The 20663-nt window shown below is 58.2% G+C and carries 18 protein-coding genes and 1 pseudogene; 13 read left to right on the forward strand and 6 right to left on the reverse strand.

All coding sequences use genetic code 11. The features are described from left to right. The first annotated feature begins 27 nt into the window (after positions 1-27). From HHL24_RS41345 to HHL24_RS41355, 3 genes are all read left to right on the forward strand, one after another. Positions 28-405, forward strand: coding sequence for a nuclear transport factor 2 family protein (locus tag HHL24_RS41345; RefSeq protein WP_169491040.1), 378 nt, complete (start codon positions 28-30; stop codon positions 403-405). Positions 406-661: 256 nt separating this feature from the next. After that, positions 662-1585, forward strand: a complete 924-nt coding sequence (locus HHL24_RS41350) for a SphA family protein (RefSeq protein ID WP_230417800.1) — start codon at positions 662-664, stop codon at positions 1583-1585. A gap of 330 nt (positions 1586-1915) precedes the next feature. Further along, entirely contained in the window at positions 1916-2860 is a 945-nt protein-coding gene (locus tag HHL24_RS41355) for a LysR family transcriptional regulator (RefSeq protein ID WP_169491041.1), read from the forward strand. Between the two features lie 84 nt (positions 2861-2944). Here HHL24_RS41355 and HHL24_RS41360 read toward each other — a convergent pair whose 3' ends face one another. From HHL24_RS41360 to HHL24_RS41375, 4 genes are all read right to left on the reverse strand, one after another. After that, complete coding sequence (locus HHL24_RS41360) at positions 2945-3961, reverse strand: LysR substrate-binding domain-containing protein (protein WP_169491042.1); 1017 nt, start codon at positions 3959-3961, stop codon at positions 2945-2947. A 183-nt stretch (positions 3962-4144) separates the two neighbouring features. Continuing rightward, on the reverse strand, positions 4145-4552 hold the full coding sequence (locus HHL24_RS41365) for a MarR family winged helix-turn-helix transcriptional regulator (protein ID WP_169491043.1): 408 nt from the start codon (positions 4550-4552) through the stop codon (positions 4145-4147). A 304-nt stretch (positions 4553-4856) separates the two neighbouring features. Then, positions 4857-5939 carry an aromatic ring-hydroxylating dioxygenase subunit alpha gene (locus HHL24_RS41370; protein WP_169491044.1) on the reverse strand — a complete coding sequence of 361 codons (1083 nt, stop codon included), beginning with the start codon at positions 5937-5939 and terminating at the stop codon, positions 4857-4859. A gap of 89 nt (positions 5940-6028) precedes the next feature. Continuing rightward, a complete protein-coding gene (locus HHL24_RS41375; RefSeq protein WP_169491045.1) occupies positions 6029-6985 on the reverse strand; it encodes a PDR/VanB family oxidoreductase in 957 nt (318 codons plus the stop codon). Positions 6986-7517: 532 nt separating this feature from the next. Here HHL24_RS41375 and fdhA point away from each other — a divergent pair. The 10 genes and pseudogenes from fdhA to HHL24_RS41425 all read left to right on the forward strand — a co-directional run bounded on the left by fdhA (position 7518) and on the right by HHL24_RS41425 (position 18111). Next, complete coding sequence (fdhA, locus tag HHL24_RS41380; RefSeq protein ID WP_169491046.1) at positions 7518-8717, forward strand: formaldehyde dehydrogenase, glutathione-independent; 1200 nt, start codon at positions 7518-7520, stop codon at positions 8715-8717. 154 nt (positions 8718-8871) lie between these two features. Then, positions 8872-9966: a porin gene (locus HHL24_RS41385; RefSeq protein WP_169491047.1), complete on the forward strand. Its 1095-nt coding sequence runs from the start codon at positions 8872-8874 to the stop codon at positions 9964-9966. A gap of 77 nt (positions 9967-10043) precedes the next feature. Next, complete coding sequence (locus HHL24_RS41390; RefSeq protein WP_169491048.1) at positions 10044-10274, forward strand: hypothetical protein; 231 nt, start codon at positions 10044-10046, stop codon at positions 10272-10274. A gap of 487 nt (positions 10275-10761) precedes the next feature. Beyond that, entirely contained in the window at positions 10762-12096 is a 1335-nt protein-coding gene (locus tag HHL24_RS41395) for an MFS transporter (protein ID WP_169491049.1), read from the forward strand. A gap of 396 nt (positions 12097-12492) precedes the next feature. After that, positions 12493-12997: pseudogene (locus HHL24_RS41400) on the forward strand (transposase); the annotation flags it as partial. Positions 12998-13185: 188 nt separating this feature from the next. Then, complete coding sequence (locus tag HHL24_RS41405) at positions 13186-14802, forward strand: GH39 family glycosyl hydrolase (RefSeq protein WP_169491050.1); 1617 nt, start codon at positions 13186-13188, stop codon at positions 14800-14802. A gap of 845 nt (positions 14803-15647) precedes the next feature. Continuing rightward, a complete protein-coding gene (locus tag HHL24_RS41410; RefSeq protein WP_169491051.1) occupies positions 15648-15827 on the forward strand; it encodes a hypothetical protein in 180 nt (59 codons plus the stop codon). Position 15828: 1 nt separating this feature from the next. Further along, positions 15829-16290, forward strand: a complete 462-nt coding sequence (locus HHL24_RS41415) for a hypothetical protein (protein ID WP_169491052.1) — start codon at positions 15829-15831, stop codon at positions 16288-16290. A gap of 86 nt (positions 16291-16376) precedes the next feature. Further along, positions 16377-16652, forward strand: a complete 276-nt coding sequence (locus HHL24_RS41420) for a hypothetical protein (RefSeq protein WP_169491053.1) — start codon at positions 16377-16379, stop codon at positions 16650-16652. Between the two features lie 670 nt (positions 16653-17322). After that, a complete protein-coding gene (locus HHL24_RS41425) occupies positions 17323-18111 on the forward strand; it encodes an alpha/beta fold hydrolase (RefSeq protein WP_169491054.1) in 789 nt (262 codons plus the stop codon). Between the two features lie 359 nt (positions 18112-18470). Here HHL24_RS41425 and ilvB read toward each other — a convergent pair whose 3' ends face one another. Together ilvB and HHL24_RS41435 are read right to left on the reverse strand one after the other, a co-directional pair. Continuing rightward, complete coding sequence (ilvB, locus tag HHL24_RS41430) at positions 18471-20174, reverse strand: biosynthetic-type acetolactate synthase large subunit (protein ID WP_169491057.1); 1704 nt, start codon at positions 20172-20174, stop codon at positions 18471-18473. Between the two features lie 84 nt (positions 20175-20258). After that, a partial coding sequence (locus tag HHL24_RS41435; RefSeq protein ID WP_206003254.1) for a nuclear transport factor 2 family protein occupies positions 20259-20663 on the reverse strand: 405 nt, incomplete at its 5' end.

A 20663-nucleotide genomic window follows, 5' to 3' on the forward strand; every position in this document is an offset into this window, starting at 1 on the left:
GAACCTACAACCGCAGCGGAGACAGGAATGAACGAAGCAGAAGTCCAGCGGGAAATCGTCCGGCTGGAGCAGGCGCGCTGTCGTGCGCTCGTGGAAGCAGATATCGATTCACTACAGAAGCTCGTATCCGACGACGTGGTCCACGTGCACGCGAACGGAAAAACGGACGACAGACACGCCTATCTGGCGATGGTCGATGGCCAGATCCGGTTTCTCGAAGCCAACCGCGAGGCACTCGACGTGCGGGTCTACGGTGACACCGCGATCGCGACCGGACGGCTCGATCAGGTGATCGAAATTAAACAGACCGCGCAACGCATCGACATGCACGTGATGACCACCCAGGTCTGGGTGCAACGTGGCGGCGCCTGGCAACAGGTCACCTTCCAGGCCACGAACTTGTAGATTGGCTGACAGGGCAGGGAGCAAGCAGATTGCTCTCTGTGTCCATGAAGGCTGGAGAGATCGTCGCGGGCGCCTCGCTTCATGCGCCCGTTATTACCAGTTATTTTTGTCGCAAAGCTCGCGGCGCATTGGGAACCCCGCACCTGCAAAATCGATTCATCAAGCCGCGCCCGTCGCAGCACCGGTGAAGTCTGTATCGACATCAATATTGATGAACACAACAAGTCATTAAATTAGTACTGCAAAGGAGACTGAGATGAATAAAACAACGAAGCTGAGACGGAAGATGGCAAGTGTAGTCGCCATGGCGAGCCTGGTGGGGGCAGGCGGGGTACGTGCGACAGAAAATGGACTCGCCACTTATCCGGTGGGAGTGAATACGGTGCTTGACGGAATTCTGCCGCCTCCCGGTGCGACGCAGTTCTACAACTACACGGAATACAATTTCTCGAACAAATTCGCCGGTGCTGATGGAAAGAGTTCTGTTCCCGGGTTTCACAGTGAAGTTCTCGTGGACGCGCCGCGCGTGGTTCATACGTGGGGACCGACGCTGGGACCTTTTACATTTTCGAGCGGTATTGTGGTGCCTTTGTTCCACCTGCACGTCGATGTGCCAGGCGCGTCGGGCACGCGCAGCGCGCTTGGCGACATCATCGTTCATCCGTTGATGGTTGGATATTCCAACCCGTCACACACGCTCTTCGCATTCATTTCGCCGGACGTTGGATTGCCCACCGGCTCTTACTCGGTCAACCGGGTGGCTAACACGGGCCTGAACACCTATGCATTCGAGCCGAACCTGTCTGTGACCTGGTTTCCTAATTCGGAATGGGAGATATCAGGGCTCGCGCAAATCGAGTTCAATTCGCCGAACCACGCGACCGACTATCACTCGGGAGATGTCGCGACTCTCGATTGGCTTGTCGGCTATTCGGTGACCAAAAGTTTCCAGCTTGGTGTGCAAGGATATTTCCTCAAACAGGTTACGGATGACACGGTGAATGGACAGACCGCACCCAACGACGGATTCCGCGGCCAGGAAATCGGCATTGGCCCGCAACTGCGTTACGACCTGGGGCCGGCCTCCGCAATCGTTTTCAAGTATCAGCACGAGTTTGCAGTGAGGAACCGGCCGCAGGGTGAGCGTCTGTGGGTCGAAGTCAGCTTCCCGATCAGGTGAGGCGGACCGGGCTCCTCACGTGAAAAAGCGACTTTCGCGGCCATTACGGCTCGCATTATGTTGGACGCTGCTGCCCGGGTAGGAGGTGAGGATTGGCCCTGCTAATCCCGACCCGGTTGCGAGCAGCTTGCCGCATGACCCACACTTGATAGGTGTCGCTTCAGTCCTGCTTTCCGCGCCACACCGATCCGATCGTCTATTGCGCCAACAGAGCATTGACAGGACAATTCAACGCCAGGAGTATTGTCGAAAGGCCAAAAGCGGCCCATTAGTACAAGCGTTTCCGATGAAGCGTGGTTTCGACTGATGTTAGTGAGCGGAGATGCGCGCATGGATATATTAAAGAACATGAAGGTTTTTGTGCGCGTCGCTGAGACTGGCAGTTTCACGGCCGCGGCGAGGCTTTCTGATATTGCGACCGGACAGGTATCCCGGATCATCTCTGATCTGGAAGTACATCTGCGAAGCCGGCTGCTCAACCGGACGACGCGCAAGGTGGTGTTGACGGATGCGGGGCAGCGATACCTGCATCGTTGTAAAGACATCCTGGCACTCGTGGATCTGTCGGAGGCGGAGGCAGCGCAGGCAAACTCTGAGCCCGTTGGCGTCTTGCGTGTCCATGCCCCCCTGAGTTTCGGGCAGGTGTATGTCGTGCCAGCGCTTACACGTTATCTGGAAGCCAATCCGATGGTCAGTGCCGAACTTACGCTATCTCAACGGATTCCGGACCTCCTTCATGATGGATACGACGTTTCGCTAAGGATTGCGGGCGACGCGTTGCCGGATTCAGCGCTCGTATCGGCAAAGATCTGCGATATGCCGTGCGTCCTTTGCGCTGCACCGGCTTACATCGAACGACGTGGTGTGCCGCACGGGATCGAAGATCTGGCAGCCCACGCGTGCTTGCCATTGGTAACACCACATCTGGCGGTCGAGAGCTGGACGTTCCTTGGCGAAGAGGGGCAAGTGGATGTGAAACTCCCTACCGCGCGATTGCGCACCAACTCGGCGGACGCCCTTGCCGTTGCGCTGACGGAAGGATTGGGAATCGGTGTCCTGCCGATGTTGTCGGCGCTCCCGGCGTTGCGCAGCGGAGCGCTCGTTCGCATACTTGACGACTACCGGCTTCAAAGTACCTCGGTGTTCGCGATTTACGCATCGCGACAATATCTGGATAGAAAGATCCGGACGTGGATTGATTTCCTCCGCGACTTTGTCGATGTTGCGTTGGCCGGCAACATGGAAGGCTTTAATGAATCAGAGCCGACCTCATAAGAGGCCCGCGTTCGAGCGCGCCCCGCACGGCAGTCAAGCGCGGTTGCAGGTTCCTGCGAGAGATGTGGCCGCCTGATTCGACGGTTACACCACCACTTTTTCCACTTCGGCTACCTGACAATGTGCAACACGGCGGAGCAGATCGCAGAAGTATTCGCTAGCGGGAGTCGATGGCACGTTGCTTCTTCGGACGAGCGTCATACTGACGCCAGCAAGGCTTTCCTGGATCGGGATCGGAGTCAGAAGATGCCGGGTTATGGGTGCGTCGACCCATTGGTCGGGGACCATCACAAGCATGTCGGTCGATAGGACCGCGGTGATCCAGGTGAGCGCTGTCTCAGCTTGCATCGCCAGCTTCGGGACGGGAAGTCCACGACCGGTGAACACCCCGGAAAACTCTTTTTCCGCTTTAGACGTGATCGAGGTCGTTATCCAGCTTGCTCCGGTGAGTTCTGCGAGTGTTCGAGCCTCGGCAAGAGGGTGCCCCTTGCGCGCAAGCACAGCCCGCCTTGTATTGAAGAGGTTCTCAGTCTGAAGTCCTGGGGGAGCGCCGCTTTCCGGTGCCGGTCCGACATATAAGTCGACAGCGCCGCTACGAATGCGTGCGTCGACCATTGGGAACACACCTTCGATTACCCGCAAAAGCACGCCCGGATAACGTTGCTGGAACGCCTTCAATATTTCGTCAAGGAAGGCCAGATGTGCCATGCTCGAAATGCAGACGACCACCGTGCCGAAGACCGATCCCTGTAATTGCTGGATTTCATCGCGGGCGCATCTCAATTCATTCATCGCCGCACTGGCGCGCCGTACCAGTAGGCTGCCCATCGGAGTGAGCGCGGTTCCAGTCGCCTGACGCTCAAGCAAGGGTGTGCCCACGTCCTTTTCGAGGCTCCGGATACTACGGCTGAGCGCAGGTTGCGACATGCCGAGATACCGTGCTGCGGCGTTGATGCTGCCAGTCTCTGCGATTGCCAGCAGATCTCTCAATTGATGCATCTTCATATTGGCTCTCGCAAGATGTTTGTGGTGAGCAAGTTTCGCGATCGGATTCAGCTTGAAGAGCAGGGTTTGCGCCGCTTTATCCGTCGCTTTTTGCATCGCTCTACTGGCTCTTGCAGCGCCCCTGTGTTGGGCATTCGGGGCAACCGCTGCAAAAAATTGGGAGGGATGTGAACACGGCGTGGGATCCCTCTCAACTCCGAATTATCGTCGGGCGAGCTTTGAACCGCCGAATCTCTGTGCGGTTGAGCGCCCGCGCCGCTCAACCGACTCTGGTCCTGTTCATTCGCCGACGGAGCCGGCGCTTCGCCGCTTTTTCCCGGCTCGCCTGTCCGCCGCGCCATGAAAGTTTTCAGCGAGATAAGTGCTGGTAGCGATTTCGACCTGAGGCAGATTTTCGTGCAGGCGTTGAAGCAGATTGACAAACACGTCACGCTCCGCGGGGCTTAAAACGGACATGAATGCGCGTTCCCTCTCAAGCGCCACGCCAACGATGCTGTCGTGCAGTTCACGCCCCTTACCAGTCAGCCTGGCAATTTTCAGGCGCCCATCCGCCGGATCGGAATCCATCATGATCAGACTCGCGTCAAGCATGTTCTTGAAGCACCGGCTAATTGACGCCTTGTCCATTCCGATAATTTTCGAAGCCTCTTGCGCGGACGCCGCCTCCTGATAGGCGAGCAGCGCCATGCACCGCCAGGTTTCTATCCCAATTCCGAATTCCTGGAGGTAGTGCCGTGATGCGCCTCGCGAGAGCTTGTTGGAAATCCATGTGATGTAAGCTGGCGCAAATCGCTGCAAGTCAACTACCTTCGGGTGTTCTGGCGCGCTGGGAGCAACCTTGCCCCGCATATCTCGTGAGTTCATATTGGAAGCTTTCGTCCCGTGCTGTTTTTGGCATACAACAATACACTGGTTGCAAAAATTTGTGCCTACTTGCCAGCTTGTGGACCTCGTGTTTGTGCTTACGCCCGTATGCAGCACTGTGGCACGGCTAGCGGGAATCGGGTTGCTGCACCAGTTTCTCAACGATACGGCGCGCCCGGTTTGTGCCCGCGTCGACGTGGATGTCCGTCCAGCTGGCAGCGCTGCCGAACTTTTTCATATTCGCAAATTGCGCTTCAATAATCACGCGGTCTTCCTCGAAAGTGTCTTTCACCTGCTGGACGGTTATATCGATGGTGTCGGGCATATCCGGATGATGGTTCGTCGCTATGCTCCAAAAGTAGTGCGTAGTCTCTGCGGTCTCGGGCGTTACCCCGTGGAATCCGCGCATGTGAAAGCCGCCTCGATCAGGCGCGTCGATCTGTCCAGATCCCGGCTCCATCGCGCCCGTGAAGATTCTCAGGTGGGTCACGTCGAATTCGCATTCCTGCCAACGGTCGCAACTTGCCGCGAAGGGCCATGCCGCTTTGTAGGTCGGAGGCGGAGGCGTCCCCGGCATCATCCGTATCGCTCGCACGACGTTGCCTTCGCTTGTCACTTCAAGTTTGGAGTTCATATGCTGACGTGCATTTCCGCCGATAGTCTTGGCATGCACGTAACCGACGTGACTTAAATCCAGAAGGTTGTCATGAACCAGCTGGTAAGGCGCATCATAGTGAAATACACCTGTGCCGAAGCTATATTCAGGATTGTCGTGATGCGGATAATCCGGAGCGTTATGCGTCGGCGCTGTTCCCGAGGAATCCGACATCCATATCCACAACAGGTGCTGCTTCTCGCTCATGGTATAGGACTTCACTCTCGCTCTCGACGGGATCTTCTCCTGTCCGGGAATCTCGATGCACTGACCGTTCGGAGCGTAGAGCAGTCCGTGATAGCCGCATCGGATTCCGCACACTTCGACGCTACCAAACGACAGCGGCAAGCTCCTGTGGCAGCAACGATCTTCGAGCGCCGCTGCTTGGCCTTCGGCTGTGCGAAACAGAACCACTGGTTGGCCAAGCAGGGTGCGGGCTATCGGTTTGTCCGTCAATTCTGACGAAAAGCCCGCGACGTACCATTGATTTAGCGGAAATTGACCTTCCCCTCCCGATGCGGAAGGAGTGACGCGATCGAGTTTGAGTTCAGACATTTTTGAGACCTTTATGCGTGTATCGAAGGATGTAACTAAGTTGTGCTGTTGGGCAAATGCGGCACCGGTCTTTAAACTGGCGATCACGGTCACAAATCAAGAACCAGAAGATCACCCTTGGACCGCGAGCAGCAGGGTGTGAACTGATCGTTTCGAGCGTGCTCTTCGTCCGTCATGAACACATCGCGATGATCAGGCTGCCCATCCAGGACGCCAGTAAGGCAGGTGCCGCACACCCCCGCCTCGCATGAGACCGGAATCTCGACGCCGTGCTTTGCAAGCACCGAGACAACTGTCTGGCCCGGCGGTACAACGTAGCAGTTGCCACTGCTAGCCACGCGGACTTCAAAGCTGGTTTCCCCCGACGCATCGACCGGCGCAGCGGAGAAATATTCGAAGTGAATGACCTCATCGGGCCAACCGCAAGCTCGAGCAGTATTGGTCGCGTGCTCAATGAATCCTGTCGGTCCGCATAGGAAAACGTGAGTACCGCGACCGAGCTTCGAGAACAAGCGCCCGAAGTCCAACTTCTGGTCGGCTTCGCCGGAATCGTGGTGGAAATGCACCCGGTCACGATACGTTGAATCAGCAATCTGTGAGCGGAAAGCTGTGCGTTCCGGCGATCGCGTGCAATAGTGCATTTCGAAGTCGGCGTTGGCGGCGCTCAAATGCTCGGCCATGCAAAGAATTGGGGTGATACCGATGCCGCCAGCGAGAAGGAGATAACGCTCGGCATTAACCAGTGGGAAATGGTTTCTCGGCGCACTGATCTGCAAAATGTCGCCCGCGCATATCTGTTCGTGCATGGCCGACGAGCCGCCTCGTGACTGAGGCTCCAGCGAAACGGATATCAGGTAACGATGTCGCTCGGATGGCGCATTGCAGAGAGAATATTGCCGGATCAACCCGTGGCCGACATGTACATCAATGTGCGCACCGGCTTCGAACGCCGGAAGGTCAATGCCGGTTTGCGGCACAAGGGTGAACGACATGATGCCCTCGGCTGCGACGGATTTGCTTTGTACAACTACGGGTATGGTACTCATCTGTCCCACGATTTGATATTTGTTCGGTGACGCGCTCCGGCGTCATCCGTTTCAGAGGTGACGCGATCACCTTCACTCGGTATCCGATACTAACCTGCGGGCGGTCCGAGTCCGTCTGCGAAAAGTTGAGATGCTCTGCGCGCAGACGAAGTGTCGCTGCAGTTGGTATATCAACGATAGGCCAATCTAGTTGGTAAATCAACTATATGGTGACTTGCCGACGTCAGTGTTTTCCCGATGCTGCCGCCGTGGTGGTCACGCGTGCGCTGCTGATATGCATTCGCGGCATTACACGGAAATTCATGGCATCTGGCGTCGCTGGAAGTTTATTCACACACTGGGTCCCGATCGCAGTAACTCGAAGAGAGCGCTGGGGGACCCCGTTGTTTGAGGCCGCGGACGACGCGTGGGAGTTGTCTGCAGCGGCGACCTTTCGTGTCGCCATCGTCGTGGATTTGCAGCCGTCGCGTGACGATATTGTGGGGCTCATATGTGAGGACAAGGGCTAGGCGCCCGAACTGAGGAGACAAATATGACGGGTAACAGAGGCGTGGTGTATGTAGCCCCTGGAAAGGTCGAGGTGCGGAGCATTGCTTTTCCGGAGCTGGTCAACCCACGAGGAAAGAAATCAAATCACGGCGTGATCCTTCGGGTGGTTTCGACCAACATTTGTGGCTCAGATCAACACATGGTGCGTGGCCGGACCACGGCGCCTGCGGGCTTGGTGCTAGGCCACGAAATTACCGGCGAGGTGATCGAAGTTGGCTCGGACGTCTCGATGATCGCGAAGGGCGATCTGGTATCAGTGCCGTTCAATGTTGCGTGCGGACGCTGCCCGATGTGCAAATCGCAGAACACCGGTGTGTGCCAGACGGTGAATCCTGAGCGTGCGGGAGGCGCCTACGGATATGTTGATATGGGCGGGTGGATCGGAGGTCAGGCCGAGTACGTGATGGTGCCTTATGCAGATTTCAATTTACTTCGCTTTCCTGATAAAGACCAGGCGATGGCGCGCATCCGCGACCTGACGTGTCTGTCCGACATTTTGCCAACCGGTTACCACGGCGCGGTGACGGCGAATGTCGGCCCCGGATCGACAGTGTATATCGCTGGCGCGGGGCCCGTCGGGATGGCTGCCGCCGCGTCTGCCAGGCTGCTGGGCGCAGCGGTCATCATCGTGGGCGACGTGAACAAGGCACGTTTGCAACATGCGAGAAGCGTGGGCTTCGAAACAGTGGACGTGTCAGAGGACTCCCCCCTCCGAGAGCAGATCGCTGAGATCACCGGAGAGCCTGAGGTTGACTGCGCCATTGACTGCGTTGGCTTTGAAGCGAGAGGTCATGGGCATGCAGGCTCGCAGGCCGAAGCGCCGGCCGCTGTTCTGAATTCGCTGATGGATGTCACTCGCGTCGCGGGGAGTATTGGCATTCCGGGGCTGTATGTGACCGACGATCCGGGTGCAAAAGAAAGCGCGGCACAGCATGGCAGCCTGTCGGTCCGGCTTGGGCTGGGATGGGCGAAGTCGCATAGCTTCTTCACCGGGCAGACCCCTGTGATGAAGTACAACCGGAATCTGATGCGCGCAATTCTGAGGGGTGGCTTGAACATCGCGGAAATCGTTAACGTTCAGGTCATCGGCCTGGATCAGGCCCCTGACGGTTATGCGGAGTTCGATTCGGGCGTGCCGAGGAAATTCGTCATTGACCCGCACGGTCTTCTGCCTGCCGCATAACGGGTTGTGAAACGCGCGGCGCACTAGAAAGAGACCAGGCGACGCGGACTGGCTTGTCGTTCCTCTATGCGGTCGAGGTAGCGAAGGGTCACGGCGGGTCAATCGCCGACGTTGTGCAACGATTTGAGTAAAACATAAGAAATCAGGAGACGGGATGTACAAGAGTAGATTCAGTTTGGCGCTTACCCTCGCGGGAATGCTTTCGTGCACAGCGCACGCTCAGAGTTCCATTACGCTTTACGGTCGGATCGACGTAGCGGTCTCGGCCGATAGCTTCTCCGACAACGGAGCGACCAAGGGCAAGACTGCCATCAGCGAGCTCAGCGACATATCGTGGTGGGGACTGCGCGGTATCGAAGATCTCGGAGGCGGAACAAAGGCGATTTTCAAGCTTGAAAGCTGGTTCAACGCCACAACTGGCGCGCAATTCAGTCCGGTCTCCTTCTTCGCGCGTGAGTCGTACGTTGGCCTGTCCAATGCGGATTACGGAACCCTGCAGTTAGGTAGCCAGTACGCGCCATCCGTATGGGTCACGGTTCCCGTAGATCCGTTCGGACGGTCGACTAACGGCTCAATCATCTCGCTGTCGACCCAGTTTCCAGGACCTTCGGGCAATGCGAGAGGGTCGCTGGGGACGATAAACGGTTCGATCCAGTACATTACACCGCGCTTTGGCGGGCTGGTAGGACGTTTGATGTATGCGCCCAGTGGCAGGGCTGACGCACCCACCACGCTGGGGAGTACGGTCGCTGGTGGCCTCTACTATTCAGGTAAAAATGTGTACGTAGCGGCCTCATACGAGTCGCAGAGGCAGGCCGGTTCGACCTTCGGTCTGAGCAACGAGGCGAGTGTTCCGACAACCACTTACACACTCGGAGCCACGTATGATCTCCACTATCTTAAGCTGCACGGATTCCTGGAGAGAAACAGTGTCCCTCAACTCGGCAACATGGAAGGTTACATGTTGGGCGTCACGGTACCCGTATTTGCGGGGGCGATCCGCAGCTCGTACTTCACCCGATGGAACCAGAACGCCGGAGGTACGCGCGCTTCGCAATCGGCTATTGGCTACATCTATCCCTTCTCGAAGCGCACTAGTGTCTATGCAAACTTCGCGCACCTGTCCAATGCGGATGCCGTTTCCTTCGGTCTGCTACCGGGTTCGATCGACACATACGCCGCGCAGAAGCTGCCCACGCCGGGTCAGAACGAGAACAGCTTCGAGGTGGGCCTGCGTCACGAGTTCTGAAGGCTGGAGCCGGAAACGAATCTGCCCAAATTTCGATGCATCCCACTTCCCATTGGCATCCAACTCGAGTGAGCGACATGAAACACATCACCCTCCTGGCTCTATTCCTGATTCTGTCGGGTACCGCAATCGCGCAGAAGCCCGAGAAACCCAAGGCCGCGTCCACTCCGAAAGACCAGGCATATCTGGGACAGAATCCAGCCACCATAACGGACTCACCAGATTATCACCGGACTAAAAAATTCAAGGGATTCCACAAAAAGGCTCCCGCTGCGTCCGGCGTATCTGCGGCAAGCGGCGCCCAGTGAAGATCTGCCGATAGTCGGCCGCATCGTCGGGGTGCAACGCCCCGGCGCCTGATTACTCTGCGTTGACCGTGCTCGGCCGGGATCTGGTCTGCGCCAGAGTGCGTGCCGACTGGGCACGTGCACAGCGTTGGTTGCCGTGCTGATACCAACTCTCGTCCGCCACCGTCCACGGACGAACGCCTTGAAGCGACGTTTGCGGAACGCGCGCGGAATCACACGCGGATTGTGAAGCGAAGGCCGCGGCTTCAGCGGCTTGGGCTTGCGAGCTCAATACTAAAGCGAGAAAAAAGAAACAGAGGATCGGTTTCATTTGGTAACTCCTACTGGTATGTACGGAGATTACCCCCTTGTCTCGTACGCTGGAAGGCGATGGAGAGTCAAACACTGTTGCGCGCGACGCAACAGTGTCCCCCGCGGGGACTAGACGTCGCGGACTTCTCCGCGTCGGGGTGCCTGTCAGGACCGTAATTAAACATGGAGACTTGCAATGTTTGAAGATCTGATTGATAACCACCCGGTTACTGGAAGGCAGAAGATTATCTTCCTGCTATGCCTCATTTTTCTCATCATAGACGGACTCGATTTCCAGCTTCTTGCTTTCGCAAGCCCGGTCCTGCTTGCCGAATGGAAGATAACCAAAGCTCAGCTGGCGCCGGCGCTGGCAGCAGCGCTCCTTGGCATGAGTATTGGAGCAGGGGCCGGAGGTTTCCTGGGGGACCGGTTCGGTTGCCGGCGAACCTTGATTTGCGCAGTCGCTGGATTCGGTGCGACAACCTTCGCGTCGGCGCTGGTGCGCAACGTACCGGAACTGGTCGGCCTGCGATTTCTTTCCGGCGTGGGCTTTGGCATTGCTGTTCCCACTGCGATGTCGCTTGCCTCTGAATGGTGTCCCGGTGGTCGTCGCGGCCAGTTGATCATCGGTATGTCGATAGGAACCATGGCAGGGGGGACTATCGGTGGCCTCCTGGCGGGACCGCTCATCCCCGCTTTCGGTTGGCGCAGTGTTTTTATCGTGAGTGGAACTATAACGATGATTGCCGTCGCCTTTAGCTTGCGTTTGCTGCCCGAATCACTTTCATTTCTCGTCCGCAAACAGCGTGCGGCACAGGCGCTCAAGTGGATCGATCGGGTGATGGGTGCCGTGCGCACCAGACCTGTCGATGTCGAGCGACCCGTAACCCCTCCTACACTTGATAAGGCGGCAGGGCGCCTGCTTTCGGCCGGAAATCTGCGTGTGAACGCCGGTCTATGGGTTGGGTTCTTCGGGCTTTCGTACGCGGCGTTCGCGTTCATGAGCTGGACACCGACAGTTCTGGTCGGTGCGGGTTCCAGTCTGCAGGACGCCATCCGCGGTACCTCGATCTACACCTTTTCCGCGGCAATCGGTGTCCTTCTGAGTGCGGCGTTGCTGCCGCGCCTTGGTTCACGTCTGCCTTTGCTGGTAGCGATCGTATGCACGATCGTCGCGGCGGTCGGGCTTCCCCAGATTCTTGCTGCCGGCGTTTACCAGACTGGGCAGATCGGTGCGGCGATGGCTATTGCGGGTGTCAGTGGAGGTATGGCGCAATCGATTATTTACGCGCTAGCCGTGATGGCTTATCCAGCGAGTTACCGTGCAACAGGTCTTGGTGTCTGCGTTGGCATAAGCCGCGCGGGTGGCATCGCCAGCGTGTTGAGCGGTGGTGTGTTGCTGGAAGCGGGTGGCGCGAACGCGATCGTATTCTTCGGAACGTTGGTGGCCGTGCTCGTTTCAGGACTAATGGGACTCGCGATAATGGACCGTCACATTCAAGTTGTATCCGCGAATAGAGCGGTTACATAAACTCCGTGCGTACATGGAGTATGGATTGGCGGGGCTAACATAGAAATTTTCGAGCTATGCCAGACGTGCATATGTCCGGAAACGCCTGCATCTGTCCATCTGCGCCGGCCAGATTCAAAGTGTGAGTACGAGGGCATCAAGCACTCGCTCTAAGCGAGCGGTACAGTTAGAAGAAATAAGGATTCCTTATCGTGGCGGGGGAAATTTAGCTGCATGACCTGTCCACGCCTAACGTGCCGGTGAAATACGTCATGTAGCGGTCAACCATCTGTTGCGTCGAATTTTCACCTGGCTCAATGACGCGCTTAAACGCATGAACGATGTGTTCGTGCGGATGTAGGGGCCGACGCTAAAAGAGGTTGGCCGGGCATCGCGCCGGAGAAGCTGGTACGGACGACGGACGAGCAGGCACGCCTCTTTCGCAAGAGCAAAGGAGCCGGGGCGATGCTCTGCTATGTAGACCATGCGCTGACCGACAACCGGCACCGGCCTGGTGGTCAACGCGCAGATGACGCTGGCGACGGGCACCGCCGAGCACGACGCGGCCGAGCTGATGCTTGCTGATGCCGCAAGTGTTGCACCGGGCAATTACGGTCGGCGCGGACAAGAACTACGACACCGCCGGCTTCGTCGGCAGTTGTCGCGCGAATCGTGTCACGCCGCATGTGGCACAAAACGATGGGCGTCCGAGCGGTTCAGCAATTGACGAGCGAACTGCGCGCTGGCCGGGTTACGCGGTCAGCCAGCAAAAACGTAGGCGCATTGAGCAGGTGTTCGGATGGGGCAAGACAGTCGGACGAATTCGACAAGCAATGTATCGAGGACTTCAACGCGTAGACAGCTCTTCGTGCTGACGCAGGTCGGCTACGACCTGACGCGTATGCGCACACTTGCCAGTTGAGGTGCAAGAAGCAATGGATAACACCGATATGGTGAACCCGCGGGCAACGTCGAATGCCAGCAAACGTATTCCGCGTTTCAAAAGTGCGAACCCAGCATCCGTCGTAGTGCATCTGAGCGCATCAACGGCGGATATTTCAACGGCCTGCTAGAGCAGGCTAGCATCAACAGATAACGGATGGAGACGGCATGAAGATCACGAGGAATGGTGCGCATGATCAACTTCGCGGACGGCGTGACGCGCTGAAGAGACTCGGAGGCATGGGTCTGATGTCAGTCAGTGGCGTCCTGCTGGATGCGTGTGGCGGGTCGGGCCTAGGTGCGTCAGGTGCTGCCAGTGCGGCTGATCAAGCGGCGGCACTCGGTTACCGGCTCGTGTCGGTCAATGCCGGCTCCAACCTGGGTGTTATACGGTCACTGCAGGGCGTGAACGGCCCACCAGTTCCGGCTTACCTGGGCGTCGAGAACATCCCGCCAGGGACAACGCCGACCGCAAATATTTTCAACCCGGAAGGACTGGACCTGACATCGGTGTATTCGCAGATGGGCATCAACTTCGTTCGCACGCACGACCTCGATGCGGATGGCACCGGAGATATCGGAGGAACGAACATCAATAGAATTTTTCCAGACTGGAGTGCAGACCCGCTGAATCCCGCCAACTACAATTTTGCTCCCACGGATACCGTTATCGCCGGCATCATCCGAAGCAACAGCAGCGTATTTTTTAGCCTGGGACGAAGTGACCGGTCGATGGTTGGCCTGCCTAACAACTCTCCACCGCCGACTGACTTCGCTCAATACGCGGCAGTGGCAAAGCAGATCGTGCTGCACTACAACCACGGATGGGCGAACGGGTTCAACTACGGGATCCAGTACTGGGAGATCTGGAATGAGCCGGATATGGGCTGGACCAGTGCCAACCCGCCACAGCAGTACTACGAGTTTTACCAGCAGCTGTCGACCGCGATCAAGTCGGTCGACCCCACGCTGAAGGTGGGCGGACCAACCACCGTAACAAATAACGTCCAGTACGGTCTGATGGGATCTTTCCTGCAGTTCATTCAGGGCAACAGTTTGCCGCTCGACTTCTATTCCTTTCACTGGTACCCGTTCTTCAATGATCCGTTAGACTTTATCGTTCTCGCCAATCAGTATCGGACACTGCTGAACCAGTATGGCTTTTCCTCGACGGAGCTGCATCTGAACGAGTGGAACTATTCGCTAAGCGACACGCCCGCCCCTGAGCAGCTCGCCGCATTTGTGGCAACTTCGTTGACCAGCATGCAGGACGCGCCAATCGATCGCTCCTGCTGTTATCAACGGACTGCACCGCTACTGCAGAACGACGGCTCTCTGACCAAGGCAGGCAGCGCGTTCGCCGCGGTGGGCGGTCTGGCAGAGATGTTCCGTCTCACCACGAGCGGTCAGGACGACAAAGGATACTCGGTCCTCGCCGGCCGTTCCGCGGACCAGAGCGAGGTGCACATCCTGATCAGCAATTACCAGATTCCGGCGGCCGACCTAGGCCCGAATCCTGGCGGGAATAGCTTCGCCATCCCCGGACTGGCGACGTTCATACTGCCTGACCGCCGCACTATCAGCTATGCCAGCAACGCTGGATATTATGTGATCGTGGAAGGACTGCCGTGGGGGTCGCGTATGTATTCGGTGAGTCGGTACCGGATCGATTCGTCGAACCAGATGACGCTGATCGACGCGAGACAGACGAACGGCGCGGAATGCGTAATATCGGCGGCGCTTCCGCCCCCCTCGGTTGAACTGATCGTACTCAAGGCCGTATAACGTCGTTCGGACGAAAGGCGCCCCTCGCGGCCGATGCAGCAGCCAGTGAGACTGAAGCAGGTTGGTCACGCCGGTGCAGCCATCGCGTCGTGCGAGACCGCCGAAAACGCTGCGACGCAGTGGTGCGGCCGGGCTGAGATGGCGACACCGCAGGCATCAACCGGCCGCCGCCACACGCTGAAAAGCAAAGCGTCGGGTGTCCATCTGTAGGGCGACACTGACCTGCCGAAAGGGGTATCCAGGCGACCAGCAGCATTACGTGTCGGCCAATCCTTTTTGTCGGCATCGAGGGGGCTGCCGCCCACCAGCACGCAGCGCCCGACGCAATTCGCGGCTCGACGGGAGACGAGTGTCTCGCGGATACGCTCGATCTCTCGCAAATCGAGATTGGCATCGCGGAACGCTGACGCTCGACGCTGAGGTATCAGGCTATCAGCGCCACCCACCGCCGTGCAGGCGGCAGGCGGAGGTGACCATGACTGAGCGCGAGAAGTTTGAGGGTCATCGGACAAGCGACGTGCCGGAAATGTACTCGGACTCTCGCACTATGAACGGACGCCGCCAACCGCTAGTCTTGTCCAACGAGGTACGAGCGTGGAGACACGGGCGTGATTCTAACGGGGGCGAGCTTGGGGAGACCCGGGAACGGCGATTGTCTGGCTGACGGGCTGCTGGCCGGCGTGGCGGGTCGATCATCATCAGGGGATGGTGACCGATACGAACGAAGCACAAGTGAGCACCGTCGATAAGACGCGGCAGGTCCTGGCGGGCACGCGGGCTCCCGGATTCAGGCAGGCCGGGGATGTTGCGGGCGCTACGCCTGTATTGATGCCGTGCTACGGTGCATGGACTACCGCCAGTTGAATCGCCCAGAGCGCGGTGTGGCACTGGCCTATCTGCAGCTGAGCGGCTATAGCTGCGCGCAGGTCACTCAGTTGGTGTCGCGCTGGATGGCGCGCAAGCCGCTGGTCAAACATTGCCGCGCCCCCGAACACGTTTTTTGCACGACACTATACGGCCCTTGATGTGACGCTGCTGGCCGAAGTAGACCGCGCCATGGGTACGCTTTCGGGAACGGCGAAGGCCTGCGTGCTGCGACGCCAGCGCGACGTTTTCGGCGATACGCGCTTCGAGCGGCTGGGCTCGATCTCTGGGGCACCTGTACAACCTGCGCAAGAGCGCCACTTATCGCGACCGTGCGTCGTGCAAACCAAGACCCCCTTCGACGAAGGCGGTGACGATCGGCACGCGCCATGCACCGCCCCCCCGGGGGGCCCGGTGTCATCCGCATCGACAGCGTCCATCAAGGCGATCTCGATGGCGCCAAGTGCCTGTACCACATCAACGCTCGATTGCGTCACTCAGTGGGAAGTGACGGCCAGGGCGCAGACAATTTCCGACGCAGACCTGCTACCCGTGATCGAGCAGATGCTCGATCAGTTTCCGTTTGCCATCCTAGGCGTTCACGCCGACAGCGGCAGCGAGTAAGTCAACCACGGGTGGCTGAGATGCTGGACAAGCTGCGCATCGAGTTCACCCGCAGCCGCCCATAGCATAGTACCGACAATGGACTGGTGCAGACCAAGAACGACGCGGTGGTGCGCAAGCTATTTGGCTACGCCTACATCCCGCAGCAACACGCAGCGCCCTTCAAAACGTTCTGCGAGGAGTTCCTCAACCCGTTTATGAACTTCCACCAGCCGTGCCTGTTCTCCACCGATGTGCTCGACCCGATCAAGCCCGGGTGCATCAAGCGCTTGTATCGCCCGAAAGACGTGATGACGCCGCTGGACATGCTCGCCAGCCTGTCCGATGCGGGAGCTTTTCTACGCGAAAGCATCGCGCTCTAAGATCTGCGGCAACGCCGCCTGCGCGTTGACCGGCCTAGAGCCGGCGAGGAGCTGAACAAAGCCCACGCCGCGCTGTTCAGGCGCGTCATTAAACGCTCAGCCTGATCAGGCGGCTGCGCCGCCGAACATGAAGCGCGTGCCGGGTCCGGGACAGAGGTATCCGCAGCGCGGGCGGCACCGCTAGTGTGCTAAGCGGCGGAGCGTTCCTGGAAGGGGGCAGCGCTATCGTATTGGGGACCTTGGCCGTCGTGCTCGTTTCAGGGCTGGTTAAAGTAGCTCTCGTGGACCGTCACGTCCCGGTTGTACCGGCGAAGATAGCCCTGAAGTGAAGGGATATGCCAGTTTAGCTCGCGCCTCTTTGCACGACGCTCCGTGAGTTGGCGCATAGACTCGCTTGTTTTCGTTCTCGGGATGGGATGACCAAATCTCATACGGGTCCTGTTTGCATGCTGTTAGCCTCAATTGTGGGGCTAACAGAATTTCGCGGGCCATGCCGGAGGTGCATACGTCCGGAAGTGGTGGCATCTGTTCGTCCTTGCCGGTCGGGTTCATAGTCTGAGTGTCGAAGATTGCCAACGCCGCACTGGAGACACGTCGAAATGTAGATTTGATCGTGCTGTGGGTCGGCGCGGAGCCAGTCGGACTTCTGAATTAACGGGAGCATATTGCAATGGCGCGGTTTAGGACAGTACACACAGAAGGTGCGGACATCGCATACGACGTAGAAGGCCAGGGGCCGTTATTGTTGCTGGTAGTAGGAGGAAACGGCGACGCGAGCCGGTACGTGCCACTCTCTGCGCTTCTGGCCGAAGACTATACGGTAGTGAGGTACGACCGGCGTGCTAGCTGGAGGAGTTCGGGAAACACAGAAGTTGACCTGGACATGGCGCAGCAAGGACGCGATGCTGCAGCGATCATTCGTGCACTGGGATCAGAGAAAGCCTTGGTTTTCGGCAATAGCGGTGGCGCAAACATCGCGATCAAGCTGACAGAAGACCATCCAGAGTTAGTCAAGGGTCTTGTCGCGCACGAGCCGGCGGTGATTGGCATTCTTCCCGACGCGGACCATTGGAACCGCTTCATGGCGGAAGTTTACGAGCTGTTCATCGAGCAGGGGCCTGGACCCGCCATGAGAAAATTCGCCGAGTCGCTCGTGGGATTCGACGCTCCGTCGGCCGCGCCCGGCGACCAGGGCGGCAACATGGCGCACTTCATGCGTTACGAGTACCTCAGTATTGGAAAATACGTGCCCAATCTTGACAGTATCCGTCAAAGCGGCGTGCCGGTAATCACGGCAGCAGGAACGCTTAGCGCCGAAGCATATTATGCGCGGACGGCTCGTGTGATGGCCGAGAAGCTGGGCGGTCGGTATGTAGAAATGAAAGGCAACCATCTCGCATTCGTTATCGATCCACCGACGTTCGCTGCCGAATTGCAAAGCATTTTGCAACAGTTCTGATAAGCGGTGCCCATCTCCGCTCCAGCGTTCGCGCGAGCGGAGACGAGATGAATCCGATATACGCCCGGAATCTACTCGGCAGAGGAGTACTCCGTACCCCGGTTGTTCTTTACAGGAAGACGAACGGCGAGTCACTGCCGTCGACGCGGTCCGGCCTCATTAATCAGCGTTTGACTCGCCTGACGACTACCGTTGCTCGCATCAGAGCTGCTCTCCGGATTGAACTCTGCCCTCAGCGCACCTCCAAGGTCCTCTCGCTCGAACATACCGAACTTGGAAGTCCATTCACCGCTGCTTTGAAGCTAAAAGACGTGCTGACCGCGCAGCGCGTCGTCGGTCTGTCCTGACCGACAGGCATGTCAGATCAGATCGCCGGAACTCAGCAGCATATCGGTGAGCCCCGAGCCAGCGCGCACCATCGGCCAGACATTCTCAGTCGAATCAGTGACGAAATCCATGAAAACCGTCCGATCTTTCAGCGAGAGTGCTTCTCGCAGGACGGGCTCCACGTCGCTGGGCTTTTCGATTTGAAAACCCACATGGCCGTATGCCCGTGCTAGCGCGACAAAATCGGGCAGCGCGTCCATGTAGGACTGTGAATAACGGTCACCGTAATGAACATGTTGGAGCTGTTTGACCATGCCGAGCGAGCCATTGTTCAGCGACACGATCTTCACATCCAGACCATATTGGCGGCAGGTCGACAGTTCCTGAATGCACATCTGGATCGAACCGTCACCTGTCACGGTCACCACGTCCGCATCGGGATTCGCTCGTTTGACACCCATTGCATAAGGCAGACCGACGCCCATCGTTCCGAGGCCGCCAGAGTTGATCCAACGGCGCGGCTTGGCGAACGGGTAGAGTTGAGCGGCCCACATCTGATGCTGCCCGACGTCGGAGCATACGAATGCATCTCCGCGCGTGACCTCCCAAAGTTTCTGGATCACGAACTGGGGTTTGATAATCTTCGTGCTGTTCGTGAAAGCGAGACAACGTCGTGCACGCCAGTTGTCGATCTGCGCCCACCAGTCGGCCCGGTTTGCCCGTTCGATCGCCGCACCCGCGCCCAGCGCATTCAACAGTTCCTGCAGGACGCTCTTCACATCGCCAACGATCGGCACATCGACTTTCACTCGCTTGTCGATGCTGGCCGGATCGATGTCGATATGCACGATCGAACGACCCGGTACCGAGAAATCATCCGTATTGCCAATCACGCGATCGTCGAAGCGCGCACCAATGGCGATCAGCACGTCGCATTGTTGCATCGTCATATTGGCTTCATAGGTCCCATGCATGCCGGGCATGCCGACAAAGCGACGATCTGTGCCAGGGAACGCGCCGAGCCCCATCAACGTGGTGGTGACAGGGGCGTCGAGCAGTTCTGCTAGCGCGATCAACAGCGAAGATGCGTCGGCTGAAACCGCACCGCCGCCTGCATAAATGTAAGGTCGTTGCGCTAGGCGGATAACGTCCGCTGCCCGTGCGATCTGTCGCCCGTGTCCCTCTGTGCGGGGCTTGTATGAGCGCAACGCAATCGCCTGCGGATACTCGAACAGTGCCGACGCTTGCAACACGTCCTTGGGAATGTCGACCACCACGGGCCCTGGTCGGCCAGTACGCGCAATATAAAAGGCCTTTTTCAGAGTCACGCCGAGTTGCGTGACATCGTTGACCAGGAAGTTGTGCTTGACGACCGAGCGCGTGATGCCGATCGTATCGCACTCCTGGAAGGCGTCTTTGCCGATCGCTTCGGTGGGCACATTGCCGGAAATGACCACGAGCGGGATCGAATCGAAATAGGCGGTCGCGATACCCGTCACGGCGTTTGTCACGCCAGGCCCCGAGGTAACCAGGGCGACGCCGACGCGACCCGTTGCGCGTGCGTATCCGTCGGCGGCATGAACAGCGGCCTGTTCGTGGCGCACAAGCACATGGGTGATCGTGCCGCAACCCTGAAGGGCGTCGTACACCGGCAGCACGGCGCCTCCGGGATAGCCCCATATGGTGTCGACTTGTTCGGCGTCGAGGGCTGCGATGACCATCTTTGCGCCGGACATGAAGCGCGTCGGGCTTTGGCTTTGGGCGCCTGTGCGGGCAGGGCGCTCGCGCGCCGTTACAGCGATTGTCAAAATGAACTCCGGTTACACATTGGTGGCCTGGAAGGTGACCTGTTGCCAGGCGCCGCCACGTTGCACCCAGACCTGGGTGGTCATCACGTGCATGTCGATGCGTTGCGCGGTCTGTTTGATTTCGATCACCTGATCGAGCCGTCCGGTCGCGATCGCGGTGTCACCGTAGACCCGCACGTCGAGTGCCTCGCGGTTGGCTTCGAGAAACCGGATCTGGCCATCGACCATCGCCAGATAGGCGTGTCTGTCGTCCGTTTTTCCGTTCGCGTGCACGTGGACCACGTCGTCGGATACGAGCTTCTGTAGTGAATCGATATCTGCTTCCACGAGCGCACGACAGCGCGCCTGCTCCAGCCGGACGATTTCCCGCTGGACTTCTGCTTCGTTCATTCCTGTCTCCGCTGCGGTTGTAGGTTC

The sequence above is a fragment of the Paraburkholderia polaris genome (assembly GCF_012927345.1).
In the GTDB taxonomy this organism is placed as follows: domain Bacteria; phylum Pseudomonadota; class Gammaproteobacteria; order Burkholderiales; family Burkholderiaceae; genus Paraburkholderia; species Paraburkholderia polaris.

Coding starts and splice junctions, on each gene's coding strand:
- HHL24_RS41355 (WP_169491041.1), top strand. CDS start 1,916: ATGGATATATTAAAGAACATGAAGGTTTTTGTGCGCGTCGCTGAGACT.
- HHL24_RS41360 (WP_169491042.1), bottom strand. CDS start 3,961: ATGCAAAAAGCGACGGATAAAGCGGCGCAAACCCTGCTCTTCAAGCTG.
- HHL24_RS41390 (WP_169491048.1), top strand. CDS start 10,044: ATGAAACACATCACCCTCCTGGCTCTATTCCTGATTCTGTCGGGTACC.
- HHL24_RS41395 (WP_169491049.1), top strand. CDS start 10,762: ATGTTTGAAGATCTGATTGATAACCACCCGGTTACTGGAAGGCAGAAG.
- HHL24_RS41405 (WP_169491050.1), top strand. CDS start 13,186: ATGAAGATCACGAGGAATGGTGCGCATGATCAACTTCGCGGACGGCGT.
- fdhA (WP_169491046.1), top strand. CDS start 7,518: ATGACGGGTAACAGAGGCGTGGTGTATGTAGCCCCTGGAAAGGTCGAG.
- ilvB (WP_169491057.1), bottom strand. CDS start 20,174: ATGTCCGGCGCAAAGATGGTCATCGCAGCCCTCGACGCCGAACAAGTC.
- HHL24_RS41385 (WP_169491047.1), top strand. CDS start 8,872: ATGTACAAGAGTAGATTCAGTTTGGCGCTTACCCTCGCGGGAATGCTT.
- HHL24_RS41365 (WP_169491043.1), bottom strand. CDS start 4,552: ATGGCGCTGCTCGCCTATCAGGAGGCGGCGTCCGCGCAAGAGGCTTCG.
- HHL24_RS41350 (WP_230417800.1), top strand. CDS start 662: ATGAATAAAACAACGAAGCTGAGACGGAAGATGGCAAGTGTAGTCGCC.
- HHL24_RS41370 (WP_169491044.1), bottom strand. CDS start 5,939: ATGTCTGAACTCAAACTCGATCGCGTCACTCCTTCCGCATCGGGAGGG.
- HHL24_RS41410 (WP_169491051.1), top strand. CDS start 15,648: ATGGACTACCGCCAGTTGAATCGCCCAGAGCGCGGTGTGGCACTGGCC.
- HHL24_RS41425 (WP_169491054.1), top strand. CDS start 17,323: ATGGCGCGGTTTAGGACAGTACACACAGAAGGTGCGGACATCGCATAC.
- HHL24_RS41375 (WP_169491045.1), bottom strand. CDS start 6,985: ATGAGTACCATACCCGTAGTTGTACAAAGCAAATCCGTCGCAGCCGAG.
- HHL24_RS41345 (WP_169491040.1), top strand. CDS start 28: ATGAACGAAGCAGAAGTCCAGCGGGAAATCGTCCGGCTGGAGCAGGCG.